The 18,508-nt window shown below is 62.8% G+C and carries 15 protein-coding genes; 6 read left to right on the top strand and 9 right to left on the bottom strand.

Going from position 1 to position 18,508, the window contains the following annotated elements:
* Positions 1–15 precede the first annotated feature (15 nt).
* The 8 genes from BM338_RS05365 to BM338_RS05330 form a co-directional block, all read right to left on the bottom strand.
* Positions 16–426 carry a type II toxin-antitoxin system Phd/YefM family antitoxin gene (locus BM338_RS05365; RefSeq protein ID WP_090449765.1) on the bottom strand — a complete coding sequence of 137 codons (411 nt, stop codon included), beginning with the start codon at positions 424–426 and terminating at the stop codon, positions 16–18.
* A gap of 144 nt (positions 427–570) precedes the next feature.
* Positions 571–1,989: a sugar porter family MFS transporter gene (locus BM338_RS05360; protein ID WP_090449764.1), complete on the bottom strand. Its 1,419-nt coding sequence runs from the start codon at positions 1,987–1,989 to the stop codon at positions 571–573.
* A gap of 56 nt (positions 1,990–2,045) precedes the next feature.
* Entirely contained in the window at positions 2,046–2,942 is an 897-nt protein-coding gene (locus tag BM338_RS05355; protein ID WP_090449763.1) for an SMP-30/gluconolactonase/LRE family protein, read from the bottom strand.
* The gene (locus BM338_RS05350; protein WP_090449762.1) at positions 2,939–3,703 is read right to left on the bottom strand and encodes an SDR family NAD(P)-dependent oxidoreductase; all 765 of its coding nucleotides are present in this window, start codon (positions 3,701–3,703) and stop codon (positions 2,939–2,941) included. Before BM338_RS05350 ends, BM338_RS05355 begins: the two co-directional genes overlap by 4 nt.
* Positions 3,704–3,707: 4 nt before the next feature.
* A complete protein-coding gene (dgoD, locus tag BM338_RS05345) occupies positions 3,708–4,856 on the bottom strand; it encodes a galactonate dehydratase (RefSeq protein WP_090449761.1) in 1,149 nt (382 codons plus the stop codon).
* Entirely contained in the window at positions 4,853–5,488 is a 636-nt protein-coding gene (locus BM338_RS05340; RefSeq protein ID WP_090449760.1) for a 2-dehydro-3-deoxy-6-phosphogalactonate aldolase, read from the bottom strand. The genes dgoD and BM338_RS05340 overlap by 4 nt, the downstream gene beginning before the upstream one ends.
* Positions 5,485–6,444, bottom strand: a complete 960-nt coding sequence (locus BM338_RS05335; RefSeq protein WP_090449759.1) for a 2-dehydro-3-deoxygalactonokinase — start codon at positions 6,442–6,444, stop codon at positions 5,485–5,487. The genes BM338_RS05340 and BM338_RS05335 overlap by 4 nt, the downstream gene beginning before the upstream one ends.
* A gap of 259 nt (positions 6,445–6,703) precedes the next feature.
* The gene (locus BM338_RS05330; protein WP_090449758.1) at positions 6,704–7,429 is read right to left on the bottom strand and encodes a FadR/GntR family transcriptional regulator; all 726 of its coding nucleotides are present in this window, start codon (positions 7,427–7,429) and stop codon (positions 6,704–6,706) included.
* A 442-nt stretch (positions 7,430–7,871) separates the two neighbouring features.
* On the opposite strand from BM338_RS05330, the gene BM338_RS05325 reads away from it, so the two are divergent.
* The 6 genes from BM338_RS05325 to BM338_RS05300 all read left to right on the top strand — a co-directional run bounded on the left by BM338_RS05325 (position 7,872) and on the right by BM338_RS05300 (position 17,588).
* Complete coding sequence (locus tag BM338_RS05325) at positions 7,872–8,975, top strand: aldose epimerase family protein (protein ID WP_255367190.1); 1,104 nt, start codon at positions 7,872–7,874, stop codon at positions 8,973–8,975.
* Positions 8,976–9,113: 138 nt separating this feature from the next.
* Positions 9,114–10,298 carry an endo-1,4-beta-xylanase gene (locus BM338_RS05320; RefSeq protein WP_090449756.1) on the top strand — a complete coding sequence of 395 codons (1,185 nt, stop codon included), beginning with the start codon at positions 9,114–9,116 and terminating at the stop codon, positions 10,296–10,298.
* 24 nt (positions 10,299–10,322) lie between these two features.
* A complete protein-coding gene (locus BM338_RS05315; protein ID WP_090449755.1) occupies positions 10,323–13,124 on the top strand; it encodes a TonB-dependent receptor in 2,802 nt (933 codons plus the stop codon).
* An 88-nt stretch (positions 13,125–13,212) separates the two neighbouring features.
* Complete coding sequence (locus BM338_RS05310) at positions 13,213–14,772, top strand: exo-alpha-sialidase (protein WP_255367189.1); 1,560 nt, start codon at positions 13,213–13,215, stop codon at positions 14,770–14,772.
* 85 nt (positions 14,773–14,857) lie between these two features.
* Positions 14,858–16,420 carry an RICIN domain-containing protein gene (locus BM338_RS05305; RefSeq protein WP_090449754.1) on the top strand — a complete coding sequence of 521 codons (1,563 nt, stop codon included), beginning with the start codon at positions 14,858–14,860 and terminating at the stop codon, positions 16,418–16,420.
* 193 nt (positions 16,421–16,613) lie between these two features.
* Positions 16,614–17,588, top strand: a complete 975-nt coding sequence (locus tag BM338_RS05300) for a glycoside hydrolase family 43 protein (protein ID WP_090449753.1) — start codon at positions 16,614–16,616, stop codon at positions 17,586–17,588.
* A gap of 38 nt (positions 17,589–17,626) precedes the next feature.
* Here the strand turns inward: BM338_RS05300 and BM338_RS05295 are convergent, their stop codons facing one another.
* On the bottom strand, positions 17,627–18,352 hold the full coding sequence (locus tag BM338_RS05295) for a FadR/GntR family transcriptional regulator (protein WP_090449752.1): 726 nt from the start codon (positions 18,350–18,352) through the stop codon (positions 17,627–17,629).
* Positions 18,353–18,508: the final 156 nt, after the last annotated feature.

Genomic DNA, 18,508 nt, shown 5'->3' with positions numbered 1-18,508 from the left:
CTTTTGGATCGCCATTTACGCGCCTTTCTTCCCGCGCGGCTTGGCGGTTGCCTTCTTGGGTGGGCGAGGAACCTTGTAACTATCCACGCGGCTCTTGCTCTCCTGCACCATCATCACTTTGCGTGGACCGTTTTTCTTGGCGGTCTTCACGGTGGGCATGCTTGCGTTGCCCTTCGGCCCCAGTATTCGCGCACCAGCCGGAAGCGATGCTTCGGCTTCCGCCATAGCGGTATGTAGGCGCTCCGCGTTGGCAGGGTTGCCAAACAGATACAGGGTTTCCTGGATGGAGTTGTAGTCGCTCACGGACATCACCACGGCATCCTCGGCGTCACGACGCTTGATGAGGGTGATGGCGTGATCCGATGCAACGTTGTCGAGCACCTCTTTGAGGTTGCCCCGGGCATCGCTGAAATTGATGGTGCGCATGGCCTGCTTTCCTACTTGTACGTGTTTTTGTACAAGTGAAGTGTAATCCATGCCTCAGGCCTCCAACAAGCAAGCCCTCATGAGGAGCCGTCCAGCGAACTCCAGAAGCCTGTGAACAGGCTTCTGGAACCGTTTCCGATTCGCTCAGCGCCCGATTTCACGCAGTCGCTTACCCGCCATCAACTTGCTCTCGATCTGTTCGAGGGTGACGCCCTTGGTCTCCGGCACCAGCCAGAAGGTCAGCACGATAAACACCAGGTTGAGGCCGGCGTAGAGCCAGAAGGTGGCGGCGTTACCGATGCCGTGTAGCAGGCTGAGGAAGGTGGCGCCGACGATCATGTTGGCGATCCAGTTGGTGAAGGTGGAGCAGCCGATGCCGAAGTCGCGGCCTTTCAGCGGCTGCACTTCCGAGCACAGCGTCCACACAAGCGGGCCGGCGGACATGGCGAAGCCGACGATGAAGACCAGCAGCATGCCGACGGTGAACAACTGCTCGACGTGCGAGGTGATGCCCAGGTGCATCATCGCGCCGACAACGCCCAGGCCCAGCGCCATCACCACGAAACCGATGTACAGGATCGGCTTGCGGCCCAGGCGATCGACCAGGCCGATAGCGATAAAGGTGGCCAGCACATTGGTAAGGCCCACGATAGCGGTAAACCACAGCTGCGCGTGGGGGTCATAGCCCATGTTCTCGAAGATGCGCGGCGCGTAGTACATCACCACGTTCATGCCGGTGAACTGCTGCATCAGCTGCAGCAGCACGCCAAGGCCGACCGAGCGGCGGAAGTTCGCGTTCTCCAGGAACAAGTGCCAGCCGCGCTGCGGCGTCTTCAGTTGTTCGGCGATGTCGGTCATTTCGCGATGCGCCACGCTTTCATCGCCGCGCAGGCGGATCAGCACGTCGTGCGCGTCGCGCTGGCGGCCGCGCATCATCAACCAGCGCGGGCTGTCGGGCAGAAAGAACACGCCGAATAGGAACAGCGCGCCGGGAATCGCGATCACGCCAAGCATCCAGCGCCAGTTGCCGGTGTAGCTGAAGGCGGTGTCGGAAAGGAAGGCGACCAGGATGCCAATGGTGATCATCAGCTGGTACAGCGAGATCATTGCGCCGCGAATATGTTCCGGCGCCACTTCGGCCAGATACAGCGGGGCGGTGAACGTGGCGATGCCGATGGCCAGGCCCAGAATCAGGCGCGCGGCAATCAGTGCTTCCGGCGACCAGGCCCAGCCGCACAGCAGCGAGCCGGTGACGAACAATACGGCGCCAAGAATCAGCGAGCGCTTGCGGCCGAGTGCGGCTGACATCCAGCTGGCACCGAGCGCGCCCAGCGCCGCGCCCAGCATCATGCTGCTCACGATCCACTCGATCATGTGATCGGAGATCTGAAATTCCTTCTGGATAAATTGGCTGGCGCCGGAAATCACGCCGATATCCAGACCGAACATCAGGCCGGCGAGCGCGGCGAGGATGCAGGTGAATACAGCAGTAGCACGCGAGGCCGCCGCTGGAACCGGTGCGGCGGAGGATGAAGCGGCAGTCGTCGGAGTAACAGTATTCATGGATGGATTCCTGCGTTCGCTGGAGACGGATCGGCCATGTGGCCTTCCGTGTTCGACTATCCGTGGTGAGGCGGTGAACCGGTGAAGCGCGGTTCGCGCAGGCCCGCCACGGGGGCGGCCAGGGCGAACAGCGCGCCGGCATGAGGGTCGTCGGCAAGTTGGGTCGCGGTAAGGCCGTCACGTGCGCTGGTGACGTAGAGCGTTTTCAAATCGGGTCCACCGAACGCCGGACGCGTCGGCTGGCGCGCCGGCAGATCGAGCACCAGGTCTTCCGTTCCGTCGGGTAGGTAACGCACTACGCGGTGCATACCCCATTGCGCATTCCATAGCGCACCCTCCGCATCGACCGCCGAGCCATCGGGCTCACCTGCGATCCCATCGAGATCGACGAACACGCGCGGCGCACCGAGCCGGTCGCCGTAGTCGCAGCAGAGAATCTTGCGGGTCAGCGAATCGCAGAAATACATGCGATCGCCGGCCGGACTGAAAGCGATGCTGTTGCTGATGGCCACGCTGGGCAGCGGTAGTTTCTCCAGCCGCAGGTCGGTATGCAGCCGATAGAAACCCCCGACGGGTTGCTTCGCACCCGCGGCAGGTTCGTGCAGCGTGCCAAACACGAAGCGGCCCTGGCGATCGCAGGCACCGTCGTTGGCGCGCGTGGACAAGCCGTGCTCGATGGCGTGCAGCGGAATCAGCAGTTGTTGTTCGAGATGGAAGAACGCGAGCTGCGACGCCAGCGCGAGCAGCAGCCATCCCTCGGCCTCGCACAACGCGAACGATGCCAGCCGTTCGGGCATGCGCCAATGCGTGATATGGCCATCGGCCGGATGCAGCCTCCACAGCGTGCTGCCAGCAATATCGGTCCAGTAAACGGCCTGTTCGCGCTCTTCCCACAGCACGCCCTCGCCGAGGATGTGCGGATGCGCATGGGCAACGCGAACCGCGAGACTCATACCCAGCCACCATCAACGATAAAATCCTGCCCCGTGCACATGCGGCTGTCGTCTGCGGCAAGGAACAGGGCGGCGCGCGCCAGATCCGCTGCGTCGAGATAGCCGGGCATGCACTGCATGCGTTTGATCGAGGCCTCGCCTTCGGCATCCAGCCACAGTCGCCGCTGCTTTTCGGTGATCACCCAGCCCGGCACCAGGCAATTGATGCGGATGCGATGAGCGCCAAGTTCGCGCGCCATGCCGTTGACGAAACCGTGGATGCCCGCCTTCGCCATGGCGTACAGCGGATAGCCGGCATTCTTCTGCATCCAGCCGACGGAGCCCAGGCAGATGATCGAGCCGCCGCCGAGCGAACGCATATCGGGGATCACCGCCTTGGTGGCGAAAACCTGGTGACGCAGGTTCACCGCTATGTTTTGTTCGAACAGCGCTTCATCGGCATCGGCTAGCGAGTGGCGCACATCGTTGGCCGCGTTATTGACCAGCACCGAGAACGGACCGGTCGCTTCGCGCAGCGTTTTGATCGTGGCCTGCAAAGCATCGAGGTCGGTGATGTCGCAATGCTGGTACACCGGTGCATGCGCGACGCCGCCAAGCTGCGCCATCAAGGCATGCGCGGAAGCATCGTCGCGGTCCATAAAGCCGACCCGCGCGCCCTGCTTCGCGAAATGTTCGACGAAGGACGCGCCGATGCCGCTGGCGCCACCGGTGATCAGCACATTGCGGCCGGCAAGGCTGGGATAGCTGGCAAAGGCCGTCATCGCCTCACCACTCCGCCACGCTGCCGTCGGCATGGCGCCAGAGCGGATTGCGCCAGCGATGGCCAACGGCGGCGCGTTCGGCGACGTACGCTTCGTTGACCTCTACGCCAAGACCCGGGCCGCCCGGGATTGTCACGTAACCGTCCTTATAGGCAAACACGCTGCGGTCGGTGACGTAGTCGAGCAGATCGTTGGCGGCGTTGTAGTGGATACCGAGGCTTTGCTCCTGGATGAACGCGTTGTGGCAGATCGCATCCAGCTGCAGGTTCGCGGCCAGTGCAATCGGTCCCAGCGGGCAATGCAGCGCCAGCGCCACGTCATAGGCTTCGGCCATCGCCGCGATCTTGCGCGTTTCAGTAATGCCGCCAGAGTGCGAGGGATCGGGCTGAATGATGTCGACGCCGCCGGTCTGCAGCAGGCGCTTGAAGTCGTAGCGCGAGTACATGCGCTCGCCGAGCGCGATGGGTGCGGGCGAAATGGCTGCCAGTTCCGGAATCGCTTCGAGATGCTCGGACAGCACCGGCTCCTCGATAAACATCAGCTTGTACGGCGCCAGTTCGCGCATCAGCACCTTGGCCATTGGCTTGTGCACGCGGCCGTGGAAATCCACGCCAAGGCCGATATGCGGGCCAACTGCATCACGCACTGCCTGCACGTTTTCCAGCACGCGCTCGACCTTGTCGTAGGAGTCGACGAAGTGCATCTCCTCCGTGCCATTCATCTTGACCGCGGTGAAGCCGCGCGCCACAGCGTCGCGCGCGGCCTTGGCGGTATCCGCCGGACGGTCGCCGCCGATCCACGAGTACACGCGGATGCGATCGCGCACCGGGCCGCCGAACAGCACGTGCGTGGGCACGCCCAAATGCTTGCCCTTGATGTCCCACAGCGCCTGGTCGATGCCGGCGATGGCACTCATCAGGATCGGGCCACCGCGATAAAAACCGCCGCGGTACATCACGCTCCACAAATCCTCGATGGGACTCGGGTCCTTGCCGATCAGGTAGTCGGACAGCTCGTCGACCGCCGCCGCCACCGTCTGCGCGCGTCCTTCGACGACGGGTTCGCCCCAGCCGACGATGCCGCTGTCGGTCTCGATGCGCACGAAACACCAGCGCGGCGGTACCAGAAAGGTTTTGATACTTGTGATCTTCATGCACTCGTCCCTAGATGTGCGAGTTCTTGCCAAGAGGTTGCGAAAGCGAGTGCACGCGTAGCCGTTTCGGCCGCGCTTCGCCCTGGCGCAAAGAGCGCCGAGCCGATGCCGAAGCCGCGCGCGCCGGCAGCGATATACGGGCGCATGTTGTCCGGCGTAATGCCGCCGACCGGGAGCAGCGCGAGATCCGGTGGCAACACCGCGCGCCAGGCTTTGACCACGGCCGGCGGAATGGCTTCGGCGGGGAAAATCTTCAGCGCGTCCGCACCTGCATGCAGTGCGGCGAAAGCTTCGGTGGGTGTGGACACGCCCGGGACGCAGTACAAGCCGGCGCGCTTGGCTTCGGCGATCACCGCGGTGTCCGCATGCGGCATCACGATCAGTCGGCCGCCAGCCTCGGCGACCTCGTGCACCTTCGCGGTCGATAACACTGTGCCCGCGCCGACCAGACAGCGATCGCCAAAGGCATCGGCCAGTAGGCGGATGCTTTCCAGCGGCCGCGGCGAATTCAGCGGCACTTCGAGTACGCGGAAGCCGGCGTCGACAATCGCGGTGCCGATCTCCAGCGCCTGATCGGGATGCAGGCCGCGCAGGATGGCGACCAGCGGAAGGGGTTGCAGCCACTGATTCATGGCGTGGGAACTCTTGTGGATGCGTGATCAATCAGGCCGGCCGCCGCGGCGACCCGCCACAAGCCTTGCGCGGTAATGTTCTCCGGTGCTTGACGTAGACGCAGGCCGAACACGCCTGCGGCATCGGCATAGCGTTGGCACAGTGCCATCGAACCCACCATCTGCACCGGCAAGGCCGCATCGGCCCAGCCGGCGGCGATGGCGGCGCGCAATTCGTCGCCAATCAGCAGACCGGAAAGATAGGAAGGCACGGCGTCGGAGGTCAGCGCACCGTCGAGCATCAATGCGCGTGCTGAGAACAGGATGGAAAGAGCGCCCGCAGCGCCGCTGTCGCGCGCGGCACGGACGCCTTGCTGGAAAGCGGCATCGTCATGCGCGGCATCCGCCGGTGCCCCGCCCAGAATGGAGTGGCGGCTCAACAAGCCGTACAGCTCGCCGGTCATCATGGTGGCGAAACCGGTAACGACGCTTTCGGTGATGCGCACCCACTTGCTATGCGTGCCGGGCAGCAACAAGGTGCCGCTCCACGGAACATCGGTGTGCTGCGCCAGCACGCCAAGGATTTGAGTCTCTTCGCCGCGCATCACGTCCGGCCGTTCGGGATCGCGCAGGCCGGAGACCAGATGCAGCGTGCGTCCATCAGGCAGGGACAACAAGGTCAACGCATGCGCCAGCCGGGATACATCGGCTGGCGTGTCTATATAAGGCGTCTCGCACCAGCCGTTGCGGCTTCCGACCATGCCGCAAGCGATCACCGGCGCCTCAGGCCAACTGGCGGTGGCTTCCTCGAAAGCCTGGGTGAAACCGCCCGATGGCAGTTGGCGGATACCGTACGACAAGGCCCGGCTTTCGAGCACGGTGCCCGCGTCGCCATAGCGATAGGCGCGCAGATGCGTGGTGCCCCAGTCCAGGCCGATAAGGCCAGGGCGACGCTGATGAAGTATCGCGTTCGTCATGATGCCAGGAAGGCTCGCAGGCTGTGTCGTGTGGCGCAGGGAAGACTGGCCGTCTTGGCAAGCCACGCGGCGCAGCCTGCGAGCCTTCCTGGCATCACCCCATCATTTGAATTTTCATGCGTTGGGGCCAGCCCTGTCTGTCCGCATGCCTTCGGTCCGCCGTCTCGACAGACGGCCAGTCTGCCTTCGCCGACGATCCTGCGGCCTGCGAACAGACAGGGCTGGTGACGATCGCGATACTTCATCAGCGTCGCCCTAGTCACGCACTCGCCTTCTTGCGTGCGCGGCCGCGGTTACGCTGCAGGTTGGCCTGGGAGTCCGCGATCATCGCCAGCATCGCCTTGCGCGCCACTTCCGGTTGTTTACGGCGAATCGCTTCCAGCACCTTCTGATGGTGCGGCAGCGAATACTTGAAGTTGCTCACGGTGCGCGCGGACAGCACAAAGAAGGTGCCCAGCGCGGTCTCGACCACGGAGAACAGCGACGACAGCAATTCGTTGCCGGTCGCCTGCAGCACCGCATCGTGGAATTGCAGATCGGCTTCGGCCCAGGCATCGAGCGTCTGTGCCGCATCCATCGCTTTGAATGCGGTTTCGATGTCCGCCAGTTGCTCCGCCGTGCGACGGCGCGCAGCGGCTGCCGCGGCCGCCGGCTCGATGATTTCGCGCATCTCTACCAGCTTGTCGACGAAATCGTCGGTGGGCATCGAGGCGCAGCGCCACGCCAGCACGTCGGCGTCGAGCTGGTTCCAGAAGCGTTCTTCCAGCACGCGCGCGCCTACGCCGGCGCGCGATTCGATCAGGCCTTTGGCGGACAGCACCTTCAAGGCTTCGCGCAGCGCTGTGCGGCTGACCAGCAAGCTTTCGGCCAGCGTCTCTTCGCGCGGCAGCACATCGCCCGGCTGTACCTTGCCGCTCACGATGCGCAGGCCGAGCTCGTGCATCACGTGGCCATAAAGGTTGCGAACGGCGTTCGGCTTCCTCATGAAGTCTGCTTCCTCTGGTGCTGCCGGCGGAGACTGATGCATCGGGGCGCCCGATCTGCGGCGCCGAGGCATTTGTCATACAAAAGGACTATAAGCACTTTCTCTTGATCCTGCCAAGCCTCGCCAGCAGCAGTTTTTTTACTGCTCGCGAGGCTTTCGTTTTCGTGGTGCCCGAAAGCTCCGTTGTCGCGTCGCGACATGTCGCGGACTCTAGTGAGCTTGTCCGACAGTCGCATTTACGAAAATTCTCAGAAACCATCACATTTCTTGCCAACCATGACCTTTCCGTCGGACCGTGACGCACCGCACCACAAAAAATCCTTCCCGGTCCGTCACTTGCAAGTTCATCATACAATATGTTTGCATGACCTTTATCTCGTCAGCGTGACGAAGGGGTAAGAAGCTCATGACACGGGTAGGTCTCTGGGGAGTAGCACTTGGCATGGCGGTTATTTCCATGACGACGGGCGCAGCCGAAGCGCGACGCGAAACCTTTGGAACGTTGGCCGACGGCACCAAAGTCGACGCCGTGACGTTGAGCAATAGCCACGGCATGAGCGCGCGCATCATCGCGCTTGGTGCCAGCTTGCAGTCGCTGATGGCGCCGGACCGCCACGGCAAGTTCGCCAACATCACGCTGGGCTACGCCAAGCTGGACAGCTATGTGCAGAAGCCGCAGTACTTCGGCGCCACGGTAGGCCGCTACGCCAATCGCATCGCCAAGGGACATTTCGTGCTGGACGGCCACGGCTACGACGTGCCGATCAACGACAAGCCCAACTCGCTGCACGGTGGCACGCGCGGCTTCGACAAAGTGGTGTGGGCCATCGGCGACGTGAAGCACGACGCCGGCAAGGCCAGCGTCAGCCTGAGCTATGTCAGCCCCGACGGCGACATGGGCTATCCCGGCAAACTCACGATAACCGCGACCTATACGCTCGACGACAGCAATCGCCTGAGCATCGAATACCGCGCCACCACCGACAAGCCGACCATCGTCAACCTGAGCAACCACGCCTACTGGAATCTGGCAGGTGAAGGCTCGGGCAGCGTGATGGAGCAGCGCCTCACCATTTCCGCGGATGCCTATCTGCCAGTAAGTGATTCGCTGATTCCCACCGGCGAGATCCGCAACGTTGCGGGCACGGTGTTCGATTTCAGAAAGGCCAAGCCGATTGGCGCCGATGTTCGCCACGGCGACGAACCGCAGTTGCTGTTCGGTCATGGCTACGACCACAACTGGGTGATCAGCCGCAGCGCCGCGAGCACGCCGCGCATGGTCGCCAAAGTGGAAGACCCGGTATCCGGCCGCGTGCTGACCTTGTCGTCGACGCAGCCGGGCCTGCAGTTCTACTCGGGCAATTTCCTGGACGGCACCACCGTCGGCACCGGCGGCCGCGTGTATCGCCAGGGCGATGCGTTTGCGCTCGAGCCACAGCTTTATCCGGACACGCCGAATCAACCGGCGTTTGGATCGGCGCGGCTGGCGCCAGGGCAGGAATATCGCAACCTGATCGTCTACGAGTTCACCACGCAGAAGCTCTAAGCCGGGCTCTACACGCTTGCACGTCCATGACGGGCGGCCCCACGGGTCGCCCAAGGGAGCGCTTTGCCCGACGCCGGGCCCGCTCAGGTCAATCAAAGGCGACACGCAAGGTCGCCCGTGTCACCGATGGGAGAGGTCATGAAGTACGTATTACTGGCGACGGCACTGAGTCTGGCTGCCACATTCCACGCACCGGCCGCAACCGCGCAGGATGCCGCGCGCTGGCCGGCCGGCAAGGCCAAGACCTGGTACGCGCAGCAACGCTGGCTGGCCGGCAGCAATTACTTGCCGGCGAACGCGATCAACCAGCTGGAAATGTGGCAAAGCGACACCTTCGATGCCGAGCGCATCGATCGCGAACTGGGTTGGGCGCAGCAGCTGGGCATGAACACCATGCGTGTATTCCTGCACGACATGCTGTGGCAGCAGGATGCGGAAGGTTTCAAGCAGCGCATCGACCGCTTCCTCGCTATCGCTGACAAGCATGGCATCAAGCCGATCTTTGTGCTGTTCGACTCGTGCTGGGATCCGGAGCCCAAACTCGGCCCGCAACACCCGCCGATTCCCGGCGTGCACAACTCCGGCTGGGTGCAGAACCCCGGCGTGGCACTGGCCGATCCCACCCAGTACCCGCGGCTCGAGCGCTACGTGAAAGACATCGTCGGCCATTTCGCCAACGACAAGCGCGTGCTGGCCTGGGATGTGTGGAACGAACCGGACAACCCCGGCGGCGGCAACTACGACGCGCGCGAACCCAAGGGCAAGATCGAACTGGTCGCCAAGTTGCTGCCGCAGGTCTTCAGCTGGGCACGTAGCGCTTCACCCACGCAGCCGCTGACCAGTGGCCTGTGGCATGACGACGACTGGTCCGCGCCGGCCAAGCTCAACGCGGTGGAACGCACGCAGATCGAGCAGTCGGACGTGATCAGCTTCCACAGCTACGACTGGCCGGAGGCGTTCGCCAAACGCGTGGAGCAGCTGCGCGGCTACGGACGTCCGCTGATCTGCACCGAATACATGGCGCGCGGTGCCGGCTCCACCATCGACGGCGTGTTGCCGCTGGCCAAGAAGCTGGATGTGGGCATGGTGCAGTGGGGCTTCGTCGATGGCCGCTCGCAGACCATCTACCCGTGGGACTCCTGGCAGAAGCCGTACACCTTGCAGCCGCCGGTGTTGTGGTTCCACGACCTGCTGCATGGCGACGGCACACCGTACCGCCAGCGCGAGACCGACATCCTGCGTTCGCTCACCCACGCGCCGCGCGGCGTGGTGCCAGCCGACGCGCAACTGTTTCCAGTACCCGCCGCCGCGACGGCCCGCTGATCCGTATCTCTGAGGGGATATCCCATGAACCGCATTCACATCACTTTGCTCGCCGCGGCCATCGCCGCCGTGCTGACGCCCGTATACGCCGCCGATACGCCCGCCAAGACCACCGGCGCGGCTGCCGACCAGGCGGCGGCCGATCCGCAGGACGCGACGGCCACCCAAGACACCACCGCCAAGAAACCGGCCACCGGTAAAGAGGCCGCTACGCAGAACGTGGTGAACCTTTCCGGCGTCACCGTCACGCCAATGCGCCAGAGCCTGCAGAGCGCGCAGACGCTGAAGCAGGATGCGCGGATGGTGGTGGATTCCATCGTGGCCGAAGACATCGGCAAGCTGCCGGACAACAGTGTGGCCGACGCGATGCAGCGCATCACCGGCGTGCAGATCGCGCAGGGTTTCCAGGGCGAGACCAATTCGGTGGTGATCCGTGGCCTGCCGAATGTCATCACGACGTTGAACGGGCGTGAGATCTTCAGCGGCGTCGGTCGCGCTTTCGCTTTCCAGAATTTGCCGGCCACTGCGGTAAAGACCGTGCAGGTATACAAGACCAGTGAGGCCAGTCTGCCCGACGGCGGCATCGCCGGCATGGTCGACATGCAGCTGTTCCGTCCGTTCGACTTTACCGGTAGCAAGGTGGCGGCGACGCTCACCGGCACGCACAGCAAGTACGGCGGCCACACCGACCCGACCGGCAGCGTGCTGCTCAGCAATCGCTGGAACACCGACTACGGCGAGTTCGGCGCGCTGGTCAACGCTGGCTATTCGCGCGACCGCTATGACTACAACGCGGTGTGGGGCGATTTCCCGAAAGTGCTCACCGGTGCGTCGGGCACGCCGATCCGTACCGGCGACGGCAACCTGATCGCGGCGCCGAACGGCTGGGGCGCCGACTACAACATCGGCGACCGCAAGCGCGAAGAATTCAATTACGCGCTGCAGTGGAAGCCGAATGACAGCACCGAGGTCTATGTCGAAGGCCTGTATACCTGGGACTCCGACAAGTACAACCAGCCGTTCTATTTCACTTTCCCGGTGGGTTCGGTTGATCCGTCGTCGCTGTCGGTCAGCAATCACTGCTATGCCAACGGGTTGACGGGTTCGCCCTTCTACGGCCAGACCATCTGCGACGCCTCGCGCGGCACCTGGACCGGCAACACCTACGCTGCCACCAGTACGCAGGCGCACCAACAGTGGGGCCATGACATCCAGAACTCGATCGGTGCGAAATGGCACGGCGATCATCTGAACCTGTCGACCGACCTGTCGTTCAACTCGTCGTCGTTCCACGACCAGACGTTCATTGTGGATACCTTCCTCAAGGGGCCGATCACCACGGTGTGGAACGGCATCGGTGGCAATCAGCAGAACTGGGGCCTCGGTGGCAACCCGCAGCTCGATCCGGCCAACTACTACCTCAACGGCCTGTTCCAGACCTGGAACAACCAACGCGGCAAGCAGTTCGCGTGGCGTGGTGACGGCACCTATGATCTCAACGGCAGCTTCTTCCAGTACCTCGATTTCGGCCTGCGCTACTCCAGGCACACCGCCGAATACACCGGCAGCGTAGAAGTCTCCACTCCACCGCCGGGCGGCACGGGCGCGATCGCGCTCAATCCGAATCCGGCCAACCAGGTGATCGCGCGCTTCCCCAATGGCTACTTCTGCAGCCAGCCAACCACTTCGGCGATCCCGGTGTCGTGGCTGAGCGGTTGCTACAACTTCCTGGTCAACAACGCCGACGCGATCCGTCAATTGTATGGCCTGCCCACCGGGTTGGCGCCGGTGAATCCGGGGCGCTTCTATCACATCACCGAGAAGTCCTACGCCGGCTACCTGCAGGCCGGCTATGGCAACGAACTGTTCGGGTTGCCGTACGACGGCGTGATCGGTATGCGCGTGGAGCGGGTGAAGCGCAACCTCAATGCGTTCTCGTATGACGCCTCCACCAACATCTATTCACCGCTCAACGCCTCCACCAATGCGCCGGTGTATCTGCCCAACGTGAGCTTCAACCTGCATCTGCGCGACGACTTGCAGTTGCGCCTGATCGCGGCGAAGACGCTGACCTATCCGGGTTTCGGCCAGCTCAACCCCTCGCTGTCGCTCAACCCCGGCACCATCAACCGCGCCGGCGTCGCCAGCAGCGGCAATCCCAACCTCAAGCCGATCCGCTCCAACAACTACGACGCCTCGCTGGAGTGGTACTTCGCGCCGGGCAGTTATGTCAGCGGTGGCGTGTTCTATCGCGATATCAACGGCTACATCCAGAACTATGTCACCAACGTCACCATCGGCGGCCAACCGTTCCAGCTGAACTCGCCGCAGAGTGCCGGCTCCGGCCATCTCGACGGTGCGGAAGTGGCGTACCAGCAGTTCTTCGATTTCCTGCCCGGTGTGTGGAGTGGTCTGGGTGTGCAGCTCAACTACACCTATATCGAAGGCTCCACGCGTTCGCCGCAATTCATCGGCGGGCCGGTGGTGTCCTCGCCGCTGCAGAACGTGTCGAAGAACAACTACAACGCCGTGTTGATGTATGAGAAGTACGGCTGGTCGGCACGTCTCGCCTACAACTACCGAAGCCGCTTTATCGACGGCTTCAACCAGCCGACCGTGGCGGGTGTGAACGACGAGATCAAGCCGGCCAACCAAGTGGACTTCTCGCTGGGCTACGACGTGAATTCGTATCTCACCGTCGTACTCAACGCCACCAACATCTTCGGCGCGGATCTGCACCAGTACTGGGGCAGCGGCGACACGCGGCCGCGAGACATCCGTTATCAGGACCGCACGGTGGGCTTTGGCGTGCGCTTCAAGATGTGAGTTTCCTCCCCCGGCGACCGGCGGCGGTTGGTAAGCCGCCGGTACGCCGATTTTTTGATCGGTATTCGATCTACATGGGGTGTTGAAAGTGAAACGACTGCTTGTCTCGCTGGGTCTATCGCTGATCGCCATGTCCGCGGCGGCCCAGTACGAAGAACAGCCTGTGCTCGGAACGCGCATGACCGACGGCACCGGTTATCCCTCGGTGGTGCGCATCGAGCACAACGCGAGCGAACGCGGCCGGTTGTTGATGGCGTTCGAAAAGCACGGCATGGATGGCATTCCGTTATGGGAAAGCCGCGACGGTGGCGAGCACTGGCAATTCATGTCCAACGTGACGGATCAAGTGCATCGCAAGGATCCAAGCTGGCAACTGCGCTGGCAGCCGCATATCACCGAAACGCCACGCGCCAGCGGCGACCTTCCGGCGGGCACCTTGCTGTTATCGGCCAACGCGACCGGCAACGATGCGCAGCATCGCGTCAGCAGCGAAGACCTGCAGCTCTACGTCTCCAGGGACGGCGGCAAGAGCTGGACCTATCGCAGCTCCATCATCAAAGGTGGCGGGCGACCTGAGGACAAGGACAACAAGGGCGTGTGGGAATCCAACGTCCACATCCTCGACGACGGTCGCATGGTCGCCTACTACTCCACCGAACAGCACAAGGCGCAGGGCTACAACCAGGCGCTCGCGCATAAAGTTTCCACTGACGGTGGCAAGCACTGGAGCGAGGAAACGCTGGACGTTGCGATACCCGGCGGCGTGCAGCGTCCCGGCATGGCCATCGTGGAGCGCCTTGCCGACGGCCGCTATGCGATGACCTACGAAAACATCGACGGCCCCAACAACGGCCAGGTCTTTATCAAGTTCAGCCGCGACGGGCTGGATTGGGGCGATCCGCAAGACCATGGCGAACCGGTAATGACGATGTCGGGCGCGTGGCCTTCAGCCTGCCCGGTAGTGCGCTGGTTTCCGCTGGGCGGACCGGAGGGCGTCATCGTCGTATCGGCTCAGCGTGCCGGCGGTGGTGGCGATGCGGGCGGACGTTCGCTGTACTGGAACAATGCGTCGGGGCGTGGCCCCTGGTGGGAAATGCCGGCGCCCGTACAGAAGCGCACCGGGAATATCCATGCCGGCTGGACGCAGGCGTTGCTGTTGCAGGACGACGGCAAGCTGCTGCACGTCACCAGTTCGTCATCCGCCGACGCGCCGCGCGAGGAAGCGCGTAACGAGATTCTGTATCGCGCCGACACACCGCATTTCGATCGTTATGAGGCGGAAGACGCCGCGCGCACGAGTGCGGTGGCGATCGGTGACATGAAGGCTTCGAACGGGCGCAAGGCGCGGCTTGGTGCGGCGCCGGAGGGGCGTCTGCGCTTCGAGGTGCATGTCGCTGCTGCGGGTCGCTATCGCTTGCGTGTGCGCTACGCCGAAGTGGGTTTGCCGGGCATGCCAACGCTGGCAGTGAATGGCGCGGTCTTGGGCAAGTCGGCAACACACGATGAGCAGGACGGCTGGCGCATCGCTGAAGTGTCCGCGTCGCTGTTGCCGGGCTTCAACACCATTGATGTCGACGGTGGCGCGCATGCGCTGGATGTCGACTATTTGCAGGTTGCACGTGCCGACGGTACTTCAGATTCGCAGTGAAGCCCGTAGGCGCGACGTCCTTCCCCCTCCCCTGCTCGCAGGGGGGGAGACAAACTTCTAAACCCGTAACGCGAAGGAGGTTGGCATGAAACGCTCAAGCTTCTGGTCACACTGGCGAAACCGGCTGTTCCTGCTTGTACTGGCGATGGTTGGCTTCGGCATCGCACCGGTGCACGCGGCCACGGGAACCGTGCTACAGGGCAGCACGCTTTATCCACGCGTGGTCCGTCTTACTCACGGCCCCTCATCGGCCTATGGCCGGCTGATCGCAAGCACCAACGGCATCATTTTCCAAAGCACCGACAACGGCGCGAGTTGGAGTCTGCTGAGCAACGTGCCCACCATCACCGGCAGCTCGGAGCGCTGTTGCGCCACGCTGTACGAACTGCCGCAGCAGGTCGGTTCGCTGGCAGCCGGTACGTTGATTTCCGCGGCGTCGTATTTCTCCAACGGCACGCCGGCTATCGAGGTCTATATCAGCACCAACCAGGGTGCGAGCTGGAGTTACCACAGCACGCCGGCTCTTGGTGGCGACAACAGCCATGGCTTGTGGGAGCCGGAGTTCTCGGTAGCCAACGATGGCGCACTGGTGATGTTCTGGTCCGACGAAACGGATAGCTGTTGCAGCCAGAAGCTCGTGCAGATCCGCAGCTACAACGGCCAGACCTGGCAAGACAAGACGGACACGATCAGAAGCACGATCCAGGGCGACCGCCCCGGCATGATTACTGTCAGCAAGCTGCCCAATGGTCACTTCTTCATGAGCAATGAGCTCTGCGGGCCGGCAGCCTGTACCGTGTTCTCGCGTAGCTCGACCGACGGCTGGAATTACGGCGATCCCACCAATATGGGCACCAAGGTACAGACGGCGAGCGGCCAGTATCTGGAGCACGCGCCGTTGAATCGCTGGAGTCCGTCGGTGTTGTCCAGCAATGGTGCGATCCTGCTGGTGGGCCAGGTGATGTACGAATCCAACGGCAGCGTGTCGGCGTCGAACGGCAAAGTGCTGTTCGTCAACACCAATGTCGATGGCACCGGCAACTGGTACACCATCAATGCACCGGTGCAGGTGCCGACCGCGTACGACAACTATTGCCCCAACTACTCCTCTGCGCTGCTGCCGGCCACGGATGGATCGAGCATTCTCGAACTGGCTTCTGACTACCTCAACGGCGGCTGCATCACCTACTTCGCCAGCGAAGCATGGAACCGGCTGCCGGCCGACAACGCCACCTACATCTTCCAGAGCGTGCAGGCACCGGCGTTGTGTCTGGACAACACCGGATGGTCCACCGCCAACAACACCAGCGCCGAACTGTGGGACTGCAACAACGCGCCGGTGCAGAACTGGACCGTGCATGCCAAGGGCGGCGGCTGGTTCAGTATCCAGAATCAGCAGACGGGGTTGTGTGTGGACAACACAGGCGGCAGTACCACGCCCGGTAACAAGGTCACGCTATGGGGCTGCGCGAACAACACCAACCAGAACTGGATGTTCTTTGATCTTGGTAACGGCAGCTACAAAATGATGAACCAGGCATCGGAATCGCTGATGCTGGATGATCCTGCGGGTTCCACGACGCACGGCACGCAGTTGCAGATATGGACGGACAATGGTCTCGCTCCACAGCAGTGGATCCTGCATTGATCAGCGCCCGCCCGAAGCGCTTTAGCCCCTCTCCCATCGGGAGAGGGGTTGGGGTGAAGGTTCAGGGCTTGTGCAAGCCTTCATCGCAGTCACTCTGCCGAACCCTCATCCGCCTGCCGGCACCTTCTCTCCCACGGGAACTATCTACGGGTCGCCGAGGGGAGAAGGAGTTGGCTTTGGAGTTGATCCATCTATGAAAGTTTTTGCTGCATGGCTGTTGGTAATCGCTACTACCGCATTCGGCGCAACCGCCTCGCGCGCCGGCCAACCCCTACTCCCCTCTGGCCCCGACCCCTGGGTAACCCAGCGCGACGGAACCTACTACTACACGCACACGCTCGGCGACCGCATCGCGCTGTGGAAGACCACTGACATGCAACGCCTTGGTGAAGCGCCATCGGTGGTGGTGTGGCGCCCTCCGGCGCAAGGCGCCAACTCTGCGTCGGTGTGGGCGCCGGAGCTGCATTTCCTCGACGGCAAGTGGTACCTGTATTACACCGCCGCCGACAAGGCGCATAACGACGACACGCATCGGCATGTGTTTGTGCTGGAAAACGCGTCGCCGGATCCGACCACCGGCGAGTGGATCGACAAGGGCATGCTGAAGACTGCGCATACCGGCATCGACGGCACGGTGTTCGAGCATGGCGAACATCGCTACTTTGTCTATTCGGCCTACGTCGACGACCACAGCGATCTGATCATCGTGCCGATGACCAATCCATGGACGCTGGGAGAAAAGCAGGTCGATATCGCGGCGCCGACCTATACGTGGGAGATGCAGGGTGGCCGCAAGATTCTCGAAGCGCCGGAGTTTCTCGCGGGACCAGGCGGCAAGGTCTTCCTCACCTATTCCGCCAGCGCCTGCTGGTCGGATCACTACGCGCTGGGTTTGCTGACGGCCGACGGCAAGGCCGATCTGACCGATCCCGCATCCTGGAAAAAGTCACCCGGGCCGGTGTTTGCCAGCTCGCCACGAAACAGTATCTACGCGCCCGGCCACAACGGCTTCTTCAAAACCGCCGATGGCAGGGACTGGATCATCTATCACGCCAACGGCGGGCCGGACTGGAAATGCACGCCGCGCCGTGCACCGCGCATCCAGCCGTTCCATTGGGACGCCAAAGGGATGCCGGTGTTCGGTGAGCCCGGTGGTGAATCGAGGTAACTCCCTGCCATGCAGGCGGGAGGAGACATGCAGCAGCTTTACGTGTGCGCCTTTTTGCGCGCCCGGCTGCGATGCTGCTGCAGGTTCGACTGGGAGTCCGCGATCATCGCCAGCATGGCTTTGCGCGCGACTTCCGGCTGCTTGCGGCGAATCGCTTCCAGTACTTTCTGGTGATGCGGCAGCGAATACTTGAAGTTGCTCGCGGTGCGCGCGGAAAGCACGAAGAACGTGCCGAGCGCGCTCTCCACCACCGAGAACAGCGATGTCATCAGTTCGTTGCCGGTGGCTTGCAGTACGGCATCGTGGAATTGCAGATCCGCTTCGGCCCAGGCATCGAGTGTCTGTGCCGCGTCCATCGCCTTATAGGCTGTTTCGATATCCGCCAGTTGTTCCGCCGTGCGACGACGCGCGGCGGATGCCGCGGCAGCGGGTTCGATGATCTCGCGCATCTCCACCAGCTTGTCGACGAAATCGTCGGTGGGCATCGAGGCGCAACGCCAGGTCAGCACATCGGCATCGAGCTGGTTCCAGAAGCGCTGCTCCAGTACACGCGCGCCTACGCCGGCGCGTGACTCGATCAGCCCCTTGGCGGAAAGCACTTTCATGGCTTCGCGCAACGCCGTACGGCTGACTTGCATGCTTTCGGCGAGCGTTTCCTCACGCGGCAGCACCTCGCCGGGCCGTACCTTGCCGCTGATAATGCGCTGACCGATTTCGTGCATCACGTGTCCGTAAAGATTGCGGACGGCGTTCGGCTTCCTCATGAAATGGCCTTCCTCGTGATGCTGCTTGCTGAGAGCGACACGCCCGGATGGTGCTTTCGTCGACACCGGGCATTTGTCATACAGTAAGCACTCTACTGTGAACTTGCCAGATGTCATGGACCGCAAAGTCTTGAAGCACAAAAACGCAGGATGACG

The sequence above is a fragment of the Dyella sp. OK004 genome (assembly GCF_900114495.1).
Taxonomy (GTDB): domain Bacteria; phylum Pseudomonadota; class Gammaproteobacteria; order Xanthomonadales; family Rhodanobacteraceae; genus Dyella_D.
This window is presented reverse-complemented; position numbering and strand designations above follow the sequence as displayed.